Origin of the sequence: Silvibacterium acidisoli (assembly GCA_022870745.1) — a bacterium.
Lineage (GTDB): Bacteria > Acidobacteriota > Terriglobia > Terriglobales > Acidobacteriaceae > Silvibacterium.
This window is the reverse complement of sequence record CP085323.1, coordinates 663,854-679,331: the sequence shown is the minus strand read 5'-3', so window position 1 is coordinate 679,331 and position 15,478 is coordinate 663,854. Positions and strand designations below refer to the sequence as shown.

Sequence of the window (15,478 nt, the reverse complement as noted above, 5' to 3'; positions counted from 1 at the left end):
ATTCCCACCGGCGCCAGGTTTCAAGCGATCTTCAGGGTTTCTTGCGGGCGGGGCGCACCAGTACTTCGCTGATAAATGAGGTCGAGGACTGGGTCACGAGCATTGCGACGGCGTCGGCAACGTCGTCCGGCTGAATCTTCCAGCCGCCGTCCTGATCGGGCGATTTGTGACCGCCGAAGGTTGTATTCACCGAACCCGGAGCGACGGCCGCAACCCGTATTCCGTAGTCCCGCAATTCCTCGGCTACGGAATACGTCAGTCCGTTCAGGCCCCACTTGGAGGCAGAGTAAGCCGCTCCGCCCTTGAGAGGATTGTGTCCGGCTAGGGAGGAAATGTTGATGATGTGGCCCGATTTTGCGGAGATCATCATGGGAGCGAGGCCGCGAATCATCAGGTACGGAGCGCGCAGATTCGTTTCCATCAAAGCGTTCCAGTCTTCCGGTTTGAGCTCATGCAGGGGGGCGCCAATGCCGCCTATGCCTGCATTGTTCACGAGTATGTCGCAGCGCCCGAAGCGCTCGCGAACCGATTCGGTGAACGTCTCGATTGCGGCTATATCCGTCAGGTCGATGCCGATGCCTTCCGCGGACCCGCCTGCCTGCTGGATCTGCGATTCGACCTCGGCCAGCCGGACCTTGTCGCGAGCAAGCAGTAGAACGGTTGCACCCATCAGCGCCAGCCGCTTCGATACTGCTTCACCAATGCCGCGTCCGGCACCGGTTACGACCGCAATCTTGCCTGTAATCTCTGCCATAAGGCTCCTTTTTACCGTTGGATGGTCGTTAGGAGGCGGCCGGTTCCGTTAAGATGCAGGCGGAACTAATTTCGGGTTCTGAAACAAATTCATGCTGATCGGCTGCATCCATAGAACATGTTGCCGGGAATAGAGATCCCCATAAGGATGAGCTCTTGTCACGGCGGCTGGCGATTTCTATAATCCAGCAAATTGCACTGTCATGGCTCCCTATCGCAGCTTATGCAGACGTTGGCATGATAAAGAGTGCAGGGGATTCGTCCCCTTGGCTCTCGCATTTTTGCGAATGCTTTAATTAAGGAACTTCCTAGGAGCGTTGAATGAAGAAGGTCGTAATTGCTTCCGTGTTGGCCCTTGCGTCCAGCACCCTGTATCTGCCGTCGGCTGCATTGGCCCAGGATGCGGCAGCTGGTTCACAGTCTGGCCAGATCACGATCAAAGATCCTGCCGAATACAACGCTTACACCAGCGCCATTGGTCAGTCAGCGCCCGCTGCCAAGGCCGCTGCGATTGAGAGTTTTCTGCAGCAGTATCCGAATACCGTGGTGAAGAACGAGATGCTGGAGCAGCTCGTGGGCGCCTACCAGGCGACCGGCGACACCGCCAAGACCTATGACGCGGCCAAGCGTCTTCTGCAGGTCGATCCCACCAATCTTCGCGCGCTGACCTTCGTGGTCTACGTTACGAAGCAGCAGGCAAATGGCGACCAGGCCAAGCTGGACGAAGCCGCCGCCGAAGCCCAGAAGGGCTTGACCGCGACCAAGCCGGCCAGCATGAGCGACGCCGACTTCCAGAAGCTGAAGGATGTTGCCACCCCGATCTTCTACAACGTCATCGCCTCTGACGATGTTGCCAAGAAGGACTACAAGGACGCGATTGAGGCCTACACGAGCGAGCTGAAGTCTGCCAAGGACCCTTCGCAGACGACCCAGCAGCCCCTGCTCGCCGACACCTACTACCTCGGCAACGCCTACGTGCAGGAAGATCCCAAGGACCTGGTCAACGGCATCTGGTTCCTGACCCGCGCCGCCCAGTACCTGCCTGACCCTTACAAGACCAATGCCGAGAAGGCCGCTGAATACTGGTACAACAAGTACCACGGCAGCATGGACGGCTTCGACGCCATCAAGGCGCTCGCCCACGACAACGTCTTCCCGACCGACGCCTACAAGCCGGTTCCCGCACCGCCGCCGCCGTCGCCCCAGCAGCTTGCGCACAACGCTCTGACGCAGCAGCCTGACCCGACCAAGCTGGCCATCGGCGACCAGGAGTACATCCTGTCGAACGGCAACCAGGAAGATGCCCAGAAGGTATGGTCGGTTCTGCAGAACCAGACGACCAAGATTCCGGGTGTCGTGATTGCAGCCACCGCGGACTCGGTACAGCTGGCAGTCTCCGACGACTCCAAGCAGTCGCAGAAGGCTGACTTCACTGTCAACATGAAGACTCCGCTGAAGGAAGTTCCGACGGTTGGCTCGACCGTTACGCTGATCGGAACCTTCGACTCCTACACGCAGAATCCTCCCATGATCATCATGAAGGATGGCGAGTCGGAAGCTGCGAAGACTCCGGTCCACCACACCACGCGCCGCCGGCAGTAATCGGACGCATAGCAAAAGAGAACAGGCAGCCTCCGGGCTGCCTGTTCTCTTTTGCGGGTGGTACATTGAGAGGGAATGAGTCCTCGGATGAATGGAATGTTTGCGGGGAAGCTGTTGGCCGTTGCCCTGTTTTTGGCCGGGACGACTCCGGTTTTCGCTCAATCCGTAACGGAGACAGTCAAGGATTCACTGCGGGCGACGCCTCAGGACAAGAAGACTTTCTCACTGGTCCATCTTCGGCTGGAGGAGATGAACAGTGCGGACCGCGACCTGGTCGAGAGCCGGGCAAGGGATATCCAGCAGTCCGCGTTGATCTACGGCTACGACCTCGCGAGTGGCAACTGGCAGGTAGAGCAGGGCGTATGCCCGCAGCTTCCGGACACGCTGCTGCTGCATTATCTGGAACGCTATCCCAACGGCACGCAGTCTCTTTTTACCGTTCTCATTCCAAGAACATCGGGCCGCGTCCGCGTCATCCCGGTCCTGCACCGCAATGCGGTTCCATTTCTTCCATCGGCTTCGAATCCCAGCAATTATGAGCTCTTCAACTCGCTTGTGTCGCCCGAGACTGCTCAGAAAGACTCTGTAGCTGGAGGCGAATGGCTTTCCCTGGGTGTCTGCTATGCCGAGATGGTGGGCGGCAAGCCGAATGTGCCGAGCGACCCCAGTCTTGACCCTGCAACCATCAAGGCTCCTGCGCCTACCGTGTATAAAGATTCCGTCACCGGTCAGCGCAGTATCCGCTTTCCCGATCGCGATGCCGCCGACGTGGTCAAGATGTGGTCCATCTCGCTCGATTCGAAGGGGCGTGTGATCGCAGCCTCAAACGAGGACACCGCTACTTACACGGCGCGCGTGGTCGTGCCTGCTGTCGAATCGGCGAGGCCGCGTCCGCCCGTGGCCGAACGGGCTCCTAATGCGATCGTCAATCCGCCAGTCAGCCGCTCGAAGATCACAGCGATGCCGCCTGATCCCCCGTCGAGGATCATTGCCAACCCGCCGGAGCCTCCGGTGAAGATCATCCCGGAATCGAGACAGGAGTAGTTCTGCGAAGCCAGATAAATCCCGAGTCGGCAATCGTTGGTCTTTGTGATAGCCTTCTCACTCAACGAAGCGGTTCCTTTTCATCAGCTTTCGTCTAGTCATGCCTCCTCATAAGCCGAAATCAAAACGGGTAACACTGCTCGATGTCGCTCGCAAAGCGGGCTTTTCACCCTCAACCGTTTCCATCGTTTTGAGCGAGGCGCCATTGTCGCGCTATGTCGCCGCGCAAACCAAGGAGCGCATCCGAAAGACTGCGGCAGCGCTCGGCTATCGTCCGGATGTATTCGCGCGCTCGCTTCGCAGCCGCCGCAGTAACACGGTCGGCGTGCTGGTCTTCGATATCTCCGATCCATTTTGCGTCTTCATCCTGCAGGGCATTGAGAAGACGCTGCACGGAACGCCGTACCTGCCGATCCTGATGGACGCACACAACGACCAGAAGCGCTTTGCGGGCTATCTCGACCTGCTGATGGAGCGGCGCGTCGAAGGTCTGATCGTTGTTGCTAACTGGCTCTTCGACGAAGGCGAATTGCTCAGTACGGTCAAGGCAGAGAAGATTCCTTCCGTGGTTGTGGGCCGCGATACCTCGGAGAAGGAACTCGGCTCGGTCATCGTCGACAACGAAGCGGGCGGGTACGAAGTGATGAAGCACCTTTACGAGCTCGGCCATCGCCGTATCGCCGTGATTCGCGGTCCGGACTCGCTGCGCGACAGCCAGCGCCGCTGGGCGGGTATGCAACGGTTTGCCCAGGAGAGCGGCCTGGAGCTCGATCCACGCAAGGTGCGCACGTTGCCCGAAGTGCTCGACCCAACCTCAGGCTTCCAGGGCGGCCTGCAGGCGACCGAAGACCTTTTGCGTACACGGCTCAAGTTCACCGCTCTGGCCGCATTCGACGACCTGACGGCTCTCGGCGCCATGCGGGCACTGTCGGCGGCAGGCCGTTCCGTGCCCCAGGACTGCTCCATGGTCGGGTTCGACGACGTACCCATGGCCGGCTTTTGCACGCCTGGACTTACCACCATCCGGCAGCCGATGGAAGAGATGGGCGGCACGGCGACGAAGCGGATGCTGGATGCTCTGGCCGCATCCGAGACCGAGGTCTCTCCCGATCTGCAGCTCCTGCCCCCCACGCTCGTGCTGCGCGACTCTACGGCTCCGGTGCGCGGAAAAGATGCGTGAAGACGACCGGGCTTGACTTTTCTACTGCCCGATTGAGTATGCTTTATTAAAACGATTCAAAGGCGTTTGCTGTTATGGCAGTGCGTGCGGTCGTCTTTCTCCGCTTCAGTCTTCAGGAATCGAAGAGACACAGCGGAGGTTTCCTGCGAATCTTGCCAAATCTTCAGTTGAGGAAATCATGACCGGCGAAGCTCCCGTGAACCCCGGCGGCGTAACGTTGAAGCGAAGCCTGCGCTTCTGGGATCTGGTGCTGTACGGCATCATCCTTATCCAGCCGACCGCGCCCATGCCGAGCTTTGGCGTCATCTACCATGAGGCGCGGGGACATGTTGTGACGGCGATCCTCATCGCCATGGTCGCCATGCTGTTTACCTCGGTCAGCTATGGACGCATGGCGCGCCGCTATCCGCAGGGCGGCTCTGCCTTCATGTACGTCAGCCGTGAACTGCACCCCGGCCTCGGCTACCTGACGGGCTGGTGCATGGCGATGGATTACATCCTCAATCCACTCATCTGCACGATCTGGAGCGCGAAGGCGGCACAGAACTTCGTTCCCGAGATTCCTTACATTGCGTGGGCGATCTTCTTCGCCGCGTTGTTCACCATGCTCAACCTCAACGGAGTGGAGACCTCGGCACGCATCAACGCCATGATGGCCGCCGCGCTTGGGGTGGTGATCGTGCTGGTGATTGTGTCGATCACGCGGTACCTGCTGCATCTTCCGCATCAGGCGGCGTCGTTTTACACGACTCCGTTCTATGACCGTTCGACCTATTCTTCCTCGGCATTGTTTCGCGGCGTGTCGATTGCGGTGCTGACCTACATCGGCTTCGATGGCATCTCCACGTTGACGGATGAGGCGAAAAAACCCGAGCGCGATATTCCGCGTGCGATTATCTCGACCTGCCTCATCACCGGCGTGCTTGCTTCGATCGAGGTTTATCTTGCGCAGCTGGTGTGGCCGCGCGGTCAGGTGTTTCCCGATATCGACACAGCCTATGTGCATGTCGCCGGACGCGCAGGCGGACCGATCATGTTCGCCATCGTCAACGGAGCCCTGCTGCTGGCGACGATCGGCTCGGGTATGGCATCGCAGCTGGGTGCGGCGCGCCTGTTGCTGGCGATGGGCCAGGAGGGAGCGATTCCCGGCAGGTTTTTCGGCGCCGTTCATCCGAAGAACCGCATTCCCCGCAACAATGTTCTGCTGATTGGCGCAATCTGCCTCGCTGGGGCAATGGCCTTCAGCTATCAACTGGGAACCGAGCTGCTCAATTACGGAGCGCTGTTAGCGTTCATGGGCGTGAATGCCTCTTCGGCGGTGCTTGGCTGGCGACAGGGTAAAGGCGCGCAGTGGTTCCCCATTCTTATCTCGTTGCTGGGCCTCATTGTCTGCGCTTTTATCTGGACCAATCTCAGTCGCCTTGCTCTCACTGCAGGTACAGTCTGGGCAGTAGCGGGACTGGTTCTCTGGAGGGTTTACGGACGCAAAGGCCGCCGCAACCTTGCGGAGGCACGCCTGTGAGCCGGTTCGATGTAACGCTGGTCGGGGAATCGAACATAGACCTGATCCTGCACGGATTGCCTTCCGTGCTGCCCGATGACCGCGAATTACTGGCCAGCGGCATGAACCTTGGACTGGGCGGTTCGCCGGCGATTACGGCGCACAACCTTGCTGCGCTGGGCTGCGGCGTGGGTTTCATTACCAAGGTCGCGGGCGATACCCTCGCTTCGATCTGCACAAATCAACTGGCTGAGGCGGGCGTCGATCTCTCCTGTGCGCGCCACTCGGGCAGCACTGGCGCAACGGGAGTCAGCGTACTGCTTCAGCATCAGCATTCGCGCCGGACCCTGACTTATCCGGGTAATGATATGGTCCTGCGCTGGCAGGATCTTGATCTCGACTACCTCTCGTCGGCGCGGCACTTCCACCTCGCGTCCTACTTCCTGCAGGAAGGTCTGCGGCCTGATATGCCTCGGCTGCTTAAGCATCTGCGTGGGCATGGACTGACTATTTCTCTCGATCCAAACGATGATCCGCAGAACCGCTGGGGTGAGGAGTTTCTGCGGCTGCTTGAATTTGTGGATGTGCTGATGCCGAACGAGCGCGAGGCATGCGCCATGATGGCTGACGACAACTTCGAGCGGGCAGCGAAGCGGCTGGCAACGCGGGTGCCGCTGCTGGTGATCAAGCGGGCGGAAAAAGGCGCGACGGCCTTCTTTGAGGGAACGCGCTATGAGTCGCGGGCAATTGAGGTCGACGTGATCGATGCCATTGGCGCGGGAGACAGCTTCAACGCCGGCTTTCTGCATGCCCACCTGCGAAAGCTGACGCTTGATGAATGCCTGCGGTTCGGCAACCTTGCCGGCGCATTGTCGATCACGGCGGCGGGTGGCATCGAAGCGTTTCGACATGCGGAAAAGCTCGAGAATTTCCTCGCGGCCCACGGCGCCAGCGCTCGACGGGAGACCGTCCAGTCCGTAGACTAGACTCCCAGCAGGTACGAATTATGGAATCGAACGAAGTACAGGAGTTGCACGAGAACTCTGAGCGGGCATCCGAGGGAAAAGGCTTAAAGCCAGTCAGTTTCACCATGAGTGTGCTGGCGGTGCTGGTTGCCATCACCACGGTGCTCGGGCATCGAACACATACTGAAGCAGTGCTGGCGCAGGCTCGAGCCAGCGACCAGTGGAATCTCTACCAGGCGAAGAAGAATCGCCAGTACGACACGCAGCTGACAGCCGATCTGCTGCAGGCGCTGCCAATTCGCGATCAGGCCACGGCAGACAAGATCACGAACTCCTACAAGTCTCATCTCGACAAGTGGAATGACGATCTGAACGAGGAGCAGGAGAAAGCCAAGGAGTTCGAGGGCGAGGTCCGCAAGGCCGAACGCCACGCCGGCCGCTTCGATCTTGGCGAGGCGTTGCTTGAAATCGGTCTCGTTGTCACCTCAATCACGCTGCTCACCCGCCAGCGCGCTTACTGGTACCTCGGCATCGGCTTTGGAACCGTTGGCTTCGCTATCGCGGCATGGGCCTTCTTTATTCGTTAGGTGTGCCAAAGCTGGCCGAATGCGCCAGCTTTGCCGTACACCGGGTCTGAGCCAGGAAAGGGAAGCGCTGCCATACGGCGGATGGCTTCGTCGCCGGGTGCGCTGCGGCAGATATCCCATGACTGCGCCGGCGGATACGCCCCAACCACCAGGAAGTCGTCACTCGCCTCGATGCGGCAATGGCCTGTGCCGGTAGGCAGCACGGCCACATCGCCCGCTTGAACAGCTACCTCGTGGCCGCCTTCGCCGCCCAGCGTCAGGCGTGCGTGTCCGGCGGCGAAGCCCAGCACCTCGTGCGCGGTCGAATGGTAGTGGTGGAAATCGAAGACGCCGTTTCGCCACTGCGGAGGCCATCCATTGTGCTGGAAGAGCGTTTCAAACTGCGCGGCCGGGTCTGGTCCTGAGATGGGAATCGCCGCGCGGTACAGCAGAACCGGAAGGCGCTCATTATTCGGCATCCAGCCGTTGCGCGAGAGCTTGAGCATCTCGGGTGTTTTTGCCCAGGCGGTTCCGGCGGAAGATATGCCTAAAGCGGCCAGCATGGCGTGAAACTGGCGGCGGTCGATGGTGCTCATACAAACCCTCCTAAGCTCAACAGATGCGGGAAAGCCCTGCCACGCACCGTGAACATTCTCTTCATCCGATTGCTTTAAGCTGGATGGAAGGATCTTTCATGCGTATTTCCCGTATCGCTGCCGCAATTGCTCCTCTCCTCATCGGCCTGGGCGCTTTCTGTCAGACCGCCGTTCCGGTTGTTACGGTCGACAACGGCACCAACACTCCTGAGCAGCAGCAGAAGCATTACGTGGTTCTTGTGTCGCTCGACGGGTTTCGTGTGGCTTATGTGAAGCAGTATGGCGCTCCGCACCTCGAGGCGATCGGCAAAGAGGGAGCTACAGCGCCCGATGGCATGATTCCGTCGTACCCATCGCTGACCTTCCCCAACCACTACACGCTGGTGACCGGCCTTTATCCCGAACACCATGGAATCGTTGCGAATGGCTTTTACGACCCGGCTCGCAAGGAGTCCTACTGGCTTGGCGATGCGAAGGCGGTGCAGGACGGCTCATGGTACGGAGGCGTGCCGCTGTGGTCGCTGGCAGAGCAGCAGGGCATGCGTTCTGCCTGCTTCTTCTGGCCCGGTTCCGAGGCGGAGATCGCCGGCAAACGGCCTTCTTACTATCTTCACTTCGATGGAAAGATCCCCTTCGATCAGCGTGTCGATCAGGTCATTGCGTGGCTTCAGCTTCCGCCGGAAAAGCGGCCGCATTTCCTGACGCTGTACCTGCAGGATCCTGACCACGAAGGCCATGAGTTCGGCCCGAACAGCCTCGAGGCTAAGGATGCCGTGCATCACGTGGACGACGTAATCGGTGTTTTGAAAGCGAAGCTGGATGCGCTGCACCTGCCCATCGACCTGATCGTTGTCGCGGATCACGGTATGGAGGAGACCCGGGGTTCGTGGATCACACTCGACAAATACGCCTCGCTGACCAATTTCGAGACTGCTGGACCGCTGCTTTATCCGCACTCCGAGGCCGATGCTGCGCAGGCTTATCGCAAGCTTCGGGCAGCCGATGCGGACTTCCGCGTCTATCGTCGCGCCCAGATGCCGGCAGAGCTGCATTACAACAGCAATCCGCGTGAGGGCGACCCGGTGATTGTGCCGGAGGGGCCGGTGGCGATCCGCGCCCACGGACCGGCCGGAGATAAGCCGGATAAGGCGCCGCCGAAGGGCGAGCACGGCTATAATCCTTATGAAATGCCTTCGATGCGCGCGATCTTTTTCGCATCGGGGCCGGACATTGAGCCGGGTGTACAGCTCAAGCCGTTCGAAAATGTAAATCTATACCCGCTTATTGCGCGGTTGCTGGGTCTGAACGCTCCAAAGGTCGATGGATCGCTGAACGTTCTCTCTCCCATCCTGGTTCCCGCGCTCTCTGAAGGACAGCAGTAGCATGGCATTTTTTCTCGGCCTCGATGTAGGCGGCACCAAAACCATTTGCGCCCTCGGCGATGACAACCGGATTCTCGACCGCGAAGCAGGCGGCAGCATCAAGCCACTCCGCGTAACCCAGGAACAGGCGCGCGAAAACCTTACGGAAGCGCTCGGCAAACTGGCCCAGCGTACTGGCGTAAACATGCGCGAAGTCGTCGCGTCATGCATTGGTACGGCGGGTGTTCGCCTGCCGCAGACCGACGGATGGATGCGCAGCATCCTTTCGCCGCTTGCCGGTGGGCAGATCGTTATCTGCGGCGATGAAGAGATTGCGCTCGATGCGGCGTTTCCCGGAGCCCCCGGCGTGCTTGCCATGGCGGGTACCGGCTCGAATGTGATTGGACGCACCGGCGCGGGAGAACTGCTGAACGTCGGCGGTTGGGGCCCGGTATTGGGCGATGAAGCCTCAGGCTACTGGATCGGGCATCAGGCGCTTCGTACCGCAACCCGCCTGCTCGATTTCGGTCAGCGCTCGATGGTGATAGATCGCGTCATGCAATTCTGGTCAGCTTCAAGTATCGGCGAAGTCATCGACATTGCCACCAAGGTTCCCGGACCCGACTTTTCGCTGCTCGCGGGCATTGTGGCGGAGTGCGCGGAGCAGGGCGATGCGATTGCGTCACAGATCCTCATCTCCGGTGGACGGCTCCTGGCCGAGGCCGCAGTCGAAGCTTTCCGTCAGGTGCGTCATCGCGAACCAGATGCTCCCATGCCCGGTATCGCTTTTACGGGCAGCATCCTTCACCACATCACCATGGTGCGGGAGAGCATGATCGAGACGATTCGTCAGCATCTGCCCGTGGCGGCCATCTTGCCCGAGGCGGTCGACCCGCTCGAAGGTGCATTGTGGCGCGCACGGCAATGCGCATTGACGACTGCATGATCGAAAAATCTGCCTGAATTGTGCGGTGGAGCGCAAGAGCTCCACCGCTTTTTGCATGTTGAAATCTTCTTCTTGTCCTTCGAAGTGTTTCCTGAGAATATTGCCTCGCGTATCCCTCGCCTTTCTTCGCGTATTCCGTGTATCGGCCCCAAAAGTAAAACGTATCCATGACAGTGCCATATTTTCGGCATTGTGAATGTTGTGCGAATTATCGCCCTTCGGCAGCGCACCGAGTCGAAATACAGCAGGTTTGTAACGTTTCGTGTTTATAGTCCGAGTCACAAACCAGGGCAGTAACTGCGTCCAAAAATAACCCACACAAGGAATTTCCTTGCATATGATTCATTTTTATGGAGTTCAGGAAGCCGCCATTTCGCACAGAAAGAGAAGTGCGATCTCGTTCCCAATCCTGCGACTGTGGTTCGTCGCCATCGCACTCTTCTGCACCTTTGCCATCGCCGGTACAGGCTGGGCGCAGTCTACCGAAGGCGCCATTCTCGGCACGGTGAAAGACTCTGCCGGTGCGGTCGTGCCAAATGCAACCGTCACGCTTGTAAATAACGACGAAGGTGTCTCGCGTACTACCACCAGCAACGAGTCGGGCAACTATCAGTTCCTCAATTCGAAGCCTGCCAACTACTCGCTCACAGTCGAGGCTGCCGGATTCCAGAAGTGGTCGGTTGCCGGAGCGCAGCTCGTCGCCCGCCAGCAACTGCGCATGGATGCGAAGCTTGAAGTAGGTTCTGTTCAGCAGCAGGTGACGGTCAGCGGCGACAAAGCCTCCGCCATTGAAACCGAGTCGAACTCGATCAGCGCTGTCTTTACGCGCGAAGACGCTGAAAATCTGCCGGTAAACAATCGCGCCAGTTCGAACGGCACCAGCGGTCTCAGCACGATTGCAACCCTGCCCGGCGTGCAGGCCGACCAGGGATCGTACTCGCTTCAGGGCGGTTCGACTTTCGCGACCGAATTCAAGGTCGATGGCGTCACCATTCAGAACGCGGCCGGTGGCGGCCCGATCGCCGACGCATTCCCTTCGACGGAAGCCATCTCGGAACTGCGTACGGACGGTGTCGGCAACAACGCGGAATACGGACAGCCCGGCGAAGTTTCGATCATCACCAAGGGCGGCACAAACACCATACACGGTGCTGCATTCTGGTATCACCAGAACGCGGCCTTTGACTCGATCCCCTATGGTGCCGACTCGAAGCCGCACAAGATCGGCAATACGTTCGGCGGCCAGTTCAGCGGCCCGGTCGTTATTCCTCATCTCTACAACGGCCACGACAAGACCTTCATCTTCGGCGACTACGAGGGTTACCGCTTTCCGCAACAGACACCCGAACAATATCGCGTGCCGACTGCGGCAATGAAGAACGGCGACTTCTCGAACTACTCCACTGGAGACTCAACCAATCCTTTCGCCGGTCTTCGCAACCCATACACCGGCGGAAGCTACGGCTATGTTCTGCCGAGCGTGAACGCCGCGGCGAAGAGCCTGCTCAGCTTTTATCCTGACCCGAACCATGCCGACCCCGGCACGTCGCTGACCTCCTACACGGACGGACAGAACGCCAACTACTATGTGAACCAGGACAGCAGCCAGAAGAGCGACCAGTTCGACATCCGCGCCGATCAGTACTTCGGATCGAACCAGAAGTTCCTCGTCTGGGGCCGCTACACCTGGAAGAACTATCCCACGACGGACACTGAACCCTTGCTCGTGCCTTCGTCGCCGGTCACTAATCGCTCGAACGCATTGAGCACCAACCTCACCTGGACGATCAGGCCGAATGTGATCGACGAATTCCACTTCGGCTTCACCAAGGTCACGAACACCAAGAGCAACAGCATCGACGGCAAGTCGTTTACCGAAAATCTTGGGCTGAACGGTCTGCAGAATCTCTTCTACAACGGCCTGCCGGAAATCGACTTCCACAACCTCAGTTCGCTAAGCGCAGACCGTCTCTCGTCAGTCAACGAGTCGAGCATCTTCGTATACTCGGACTCGCTGACCTGGACACACGGGAACCACAACATCAAGTTCGGTGGCGATATCTACCACATCGAAGCACTGTCGCCGCTGGGCTTCCTTGGCGCCGACAACTACGGCACCTTCGGCTACTCGGTGAGTGGCTCCGCGCAGGGTCTTTATACCGGCGTGGATTTCGCCGACTTCCTGAGCGGTATCCCCAACACCACCGACTATGACGTGGTGCAGCACGATAACGATGGCGTCTCGGCTTACTACGAAGCGTTTATCCAGGATCAGTGGAAGGCAACCCCGCGCCTCACGCTGAGCTACGGTCTTCGCTATGAACTGCACCCTGGCTATCATGACCTCGGTGGCGACATCGGCAACTTCGATCCCGGCGTTGCTCTCTCCGGCCGAGCCATCTATCCGGACGGCAAGGAGAGCCTGCTTGCCCAGGCTTATCTCGCCAGCGCCAATGCATGCGATCCCGATGGCATCAACAACACCAACAGCGCCACGATCAACGGCGCGCCCTGTATGCCTGTTCAGGGCAACAGCGCTGCTGGTTTTCCCGATGGCCTGAAGCACTATCCCAAGAAGCGCGTCATGCCGCGCTTCGGTTTTGCCTATCGTCCATTCAATGACGACCGCACGGCGATCCGCGGCGGCTTCGGCATGTACAACATCACGCTGTACGGTTCGAACTTCTACTCGCTCACAGGTACGCTGCAGGCCGCGACCTCGCAGTACACCAACACCTACAACGAGACCACTCACGCGATCGGCTACCAGTGGCCGCAGATCTCCGCCGGTAACGGCGTCTGCACCACCTGCTACGGCACCGACTACTTCGGTACGGCGAACAGCACCAACTGGAAGGACCCTTACACCGAGCAGTGGTCGCTGAGCGTGGACCACGACTTCGGTTCGGGTTACGCGCTGCGCGTCTCTTACATCGGCTCGGAAACGCACCAGCTCGTCTGGGCTCCGGATGAAAACACGCTGCCGTTCTCTTCCACGGTGTCGGCCTATAACCAGCCCTTGAGTGCGCGTCTCTTCCCGAACTGGGGCGTCATCAATACTCGCGCCACGGGCGCCAACCAGAGCTACCACTCGCTGCAGGTGGAAGCAAGCCACCGCTTCCAGCATGGATTGACCTTCGACTCGTCATGGACCTATGCGAAGGCGCTGGCTGACAACCAGGGTCCGGACAGCACCAGCTTTGCGGGTGAATCCGGCGGTTCGCGCGCCACCTCGATCCTCGATCGCTATGCCGACTTCGGTAACGTGGAAGGCACGCGCCGTCATCGCTGGCAGACCACGGCTGTCTACGATCTGCCCTTCGGCCGCGGACGACAGTTCGGCGCCAACATGCCACGCGTACTGGACGATGCCATCGGTGGATGGCGCCTCAGCGGTATCTTCCTCTGGCAGACCGGTGCGTTCCTTACTCCTTACTTCCCAGGCGGACAGGGCGATCCTTCGGGCACTGGCTCCGGCCTCAGCTCGTCGGCTGCCGGCTGGACACCTCCGGGCCGCTCGCAGCATCCCGACATCGTTCCGGGTGTGAGCTGGAAGCCTGCGCACCAGAGCCGCGAGCACTGGATCAATCCGGCGGCATTTGCCTGCCCCGGCGATCCGAGCTGGCAGTTCGGCACGCCCTGCACCACGGGCAGTGGCTCCGGACCGGTTCCCAACCCGATCGGCCGCTTCGGCAACAGCGGAGTTGGCACCATCACCGGCCCTGGCCTGGTAAACCTGTCGGCGGGTCTCAGCAAGAGCTTTGAGATTACGACACGGCTGCACCTGCGTGCGGAAGGTACCTTTACCAACGTGCTCAACCACAACAACCTGGGCCAGCCGAACCTCGATCTGAGCAACGCGAGCGCCTTCGGAACCATCACCTCTGCGACAACCAGTGAGAATGGTGGCAACCGTACCGGACAGGTCTCGATGCGTCTGGAATTCTAAGACGTAACGAAAACAGAAGGGCGCGGATCGCATGATCCGCGCCCTTTCTTCTGCTTGAAAGAAAGCCTTACAGGAAGTCGACCGTCACCAGTGTCGTCATGGTGTGGCTGGCTCCCGGCGCAAGCTTTACGGCGAATGCGCCGACGTTGCATGCTTCGATGCAGGCCATCTTCTTCCACTCGTCGTCTTCCATGTCGGCGAAGGCCTTTGCGCCCTCCGCGCCCGGATTCCACACCACGGTGGTGAGCGAGTTCTGCTTCTCGACGTGGATACGCCGCCCCAATACGGGATCGATCAGATCGACAGCATGTGCTGTGTCTAGATATACGCGATCGGTAGGCTTCTCGAAGATCACCGGGCCCTGTTGCTGCTTCTTCGCGTTGCTGTCTCTCTTGTCGAGGTATGACACGCCATCCAGCCCTTCGATCTTTACCTGCGAAGCATCGCCCACGCGGTAGTAAGTGTGCTGTGCTTCTTCGAATGTGAACTCGGCTGTACCCGTGTTGGTGAGGATCAGCTCCGCCTTCAACGCCGACCCGAAGGTCACGCGATGGACAAGGCGGAAATCATGCGGCCACAGCTTGCGGGTGTCTTCGTCGCTTTCAAGCAGCAGTTCGACGACCACGCCCTCTTCCGTCTGCGCCGTCGCATGCAGTTTCCATGCGCGTGTGCGGGCAAAGCCGTGCGACGGAGCTTTCGGGTCATCGGCTTTCGCGCCAAACCACGGCCAGCAGATGGGAATGCCGCCGCGAATGGCCTTGCCGTCTTCCCACTTCGTTGCCTTGCTGACGAAGATCACGTCATCGCTTACATTCCAGGGCTGCCACGATGTAACGTGCGCGCCGTGGAGATAGATCTCCGCGTTCGCATCGGTCGAGGTGATCAACACCATCGGCAGTCCGCCCTTGCCTTCGGTAACGGTCGCAATGCCGGGGATGCCCGGCTTCTCAGTCGTTTGCTCGCTCATGTCTTTGAATTCCTCGCAGATTGGTCAAGGTTCAGGATATAACGCCAC

General features: G+C 59.5%; 12 protein-coding genes. 9 read left to right on the top strand and 3 right to left on the bottom strand.

Annotated features, from left to right (window positions below; translation table 11 throughout):
- Positions 1-31 precede the first annotated feature (31 nt).
- Positions 32-754 carry an SDR family oxidoreductase gene (locus tag LJD29_RS02760; protein WP_446744228.1) on the bottom strand — a complete coding sequence of 241 codons (723 nt, stop codon included), beginning with the start codon at positions 752-754 and terminating at the stop codon, positions 32-34.
- 320 nt (positions 755-1,074) lie between these two features.
- On the opposite strand from LJD29_RS02760, the gene LJD29_RS02755 reads away from it, so the two are divergent.
- The 6 genes from LJD29_RS02755 to LJD29_RS02730 all read left to right on the top strand — a co-directional run bounded on the left by LJD29_RS02755 (position 1,075) and on the right by LJD29_RS02730 (position 7,632).
- Complete coding sequence (locus LJD29_RS02755; protein ID WP_446744227.1) at positions 1,075-2,355, top strand: tetratricopeptide repeat protein; 1,281 nt, start codon at positions 1,075-1,077, stop codon at positions 2,353-2,355.
- Between the two features lie 75 nt (positions 2,356-2,430).
- Complete coding sequence (locus LJD29_RS02750) at positions 2,431-3,399, top strand: hypothetical protein (RefSeq protein WP_446744226.1); 969 nt, start codon at positions 2,431-2,433, stop codon at positions 3,397-3,399.
- Between the two features lie 100 nt (positions 3,400-3,499).
- On the top strand, positions 3,500-4,579 hold the full coding sequence (locus tag LJD29_RS02745; RefSeq protein ID WP_446744225.1) for a LacI family DNA-binding transcriptional regulator: 1,080 nt from the start codon (positions 3,500-3,502) through the stop codon (positions 4,577-4,579).
- Positions 4,580-4,757: 178 nt separating this feature from the next.
- Positions 4,758-6,101: an APC family permease gene (locus LJD29_RS02740; protein ID WP_446744224.1), complete on the top strand. Its 1,344-nt coding sequence runs from the start codon at positions 4,758-4,760 to the stop codon at positions 6,099-6,101.
- Positions 6,098-7,066 carry a carbohydrate kinase family protein gene (locus tag LJD29_RS02735; protein WP_446744223.1) on the top strand — a complete coding sequence of 323 codons (969 nt, stop codon included), beginning with the start codon at positions 6,098-6,100 and terminating at the stop codon, positions 7,064-7,066. Before LJD29_RS02740 ends, LJD29_RS02735 begins: the two co-directional genes overlap by 4 nt.
- A gap of 20 nt (positions 7,067-7,086) precedes the next feature.
- Entirely contained in the window at positions 7,087-7,632 is a 546-nt protein-coding gene (locus LJD29_RS02730; RefSeq protein WP_446744222.1) for a DUF4337 domain-containing protein, read from the top strand.
- Here LJD29_RS02730 and LJD29_RS02725 read toward each other — a convergent pair.
- A complete protein-coding gene (locus tag LJD29_RS02725; protein ID WP_446744221.1) occupies positions 7,629-8,207 on the bottom strand; it encodes a cupin in 579 nt (192 codons plus the stop codon). The genes LJD29_RS02730 and LJD29_RS02725 overlap by 4 nt on opposite strands.
- Before the next feature lie 98 nt (positions 8,208-8,305).
- On the opposite strand from LJD29_RS02725, the gene LJD29_RS02720 reads away from it, so the two are divergent.
- The 3 genes from LJD29_RS02720 to LJD29_RS02710 all read left to right on the top strand — a co-directional run bounded on the left by LJD29_RS02720 (position 8,306) and on the right by LJD29_RS02710 (position 14,463).
- A complete protein-coding gene (locus tag LJD29_RS02720; RefSeq protein WP_446744220.1) occupies positions 8,306-9,589 on the top strand; it encodes an alkaline phosphatase family protein in 1,284 nt (427 codons plus the stop codon).
- Position 9,590: 1 nt separating this feature from the next.
- Positions 9,591-10,514 (top strand): N-acetylglucosamine kinase, encoded by a 924-nt coding sequence (locus LJD29_RS02715; RefSeq protein WP_446744219.1) that lies wholly within the window; start codon positions 9,591-9,593, stop codon positions 10,512-10,514.
- Between the two features lie 337 nt (positions 10,515-10,851).
- A complete protein-coding gene (locus LJD29_RS02710) occupies positions 10,852-14,463 on the top strand; it encodes a TonB-dependent receptor (RefSeq protein WP_446744218.1) in 3,612 nt (1,203 codons plus the stop codon).
- Between the two features lie 67 nt (positions 14,464-14,530).
- Here LJD29_RS02710 and LJD29_RS02705 read toward each other — a convergent pair whose 3' ends face one another.
- The gene (locus LJD29_RS02705; protein WP_446744217.1) at positions 14,531-15,430 is read right to left on the bottom strand and encodes a D-hexose-6-phosphate mutarotase; all 900 of its coding nucleotides are present in this window, start codon (positions 15,428-15,430) and stop codon (positions 14,531-14,533) included.
- Between the last annotated feature and the right edge of the window lie 48 nt (positions 15,431-15,478).

Bases quoted from the DNA above. Each gene is read 5' to 3' on its own strand.
- LJD29_RS02715 (WP_446744219.1), top strand. From the start codon at position 9,591: ATGGCATTTTTTCTCGGCCTCGATGTAGGCGGCACCAAAACCATTTGC.
- LJD29_RS02705 (WP_446744217.1), bottom strand. From the start codon at position 15,430: ATGAGCGAGCAAACGACTGAGAAGCCGGGCATCCCCGGCATTGCGACC.
- LJD29_RS02710 (WP_446744218.1), top strand. From the start codon at position 10,852: ATGATTCATTTTTATGGAGTTCAGGAAGCCGCCATTTCGCACAGAAAG.
- LJD29_RS02755 (WP_446744227.1), top strand. From the start codon at position 1,075: ATGAAGAAGGTCGTAATTGCTTCCGTGTTGGCCCTTGCGTCCAGCACC.
- LJD29_RS02760 (WP_446744228.1), bottom strand. From the start codon at position 754: ATGGCAGAGATTACAGGCAAGATTGCGGTCGTAACCGGTGCCGGACGC.
- LJD29_RS02745 (WP_446744225.1), top strand. From the start codon at position 3,500: ATGCCTCCTCATAAGCCGAAATCAAAACGGGTAACACTGCTCGATGTC.
- LJD29_RS02725 (WP_446744221.1), bottom strand. From the start codon at position 8,207: ATGAGCACCATCGACCGCCGCCAGTTTCACGCCATGCTGGCCGCTTTA.
- LJD29_RS02720 (WP_446744220.1), top strand. From the start codon at position 8,306: ATGCGTATTTCCCGTATCGCTGCCGCAATTGCTCCTCTCCTCATCGGC.
- LJD29_RS02730 (WP_446744222.1), top strand. From the start codon at position 7,087: ATGGAATCGAACGAAGTACAGGAGTTGCACGAGAACTCTGAGCGGGCA.
- LJD29_RS02740 (WP_446744224.1), top strand. From the start codon at position 4,758: ATGACCGGCGAAGCTCCCGTGAACCCCGGCGGCGTAACGTTGAAGCGA.
- LJD29_RS02750 (WP_446744226.1), top strand. From the start codon at position 2,431: ATGAGTCCTCGGATGAATGGAATGTTTGCGGGGAAGCTGTTGGCCGTT.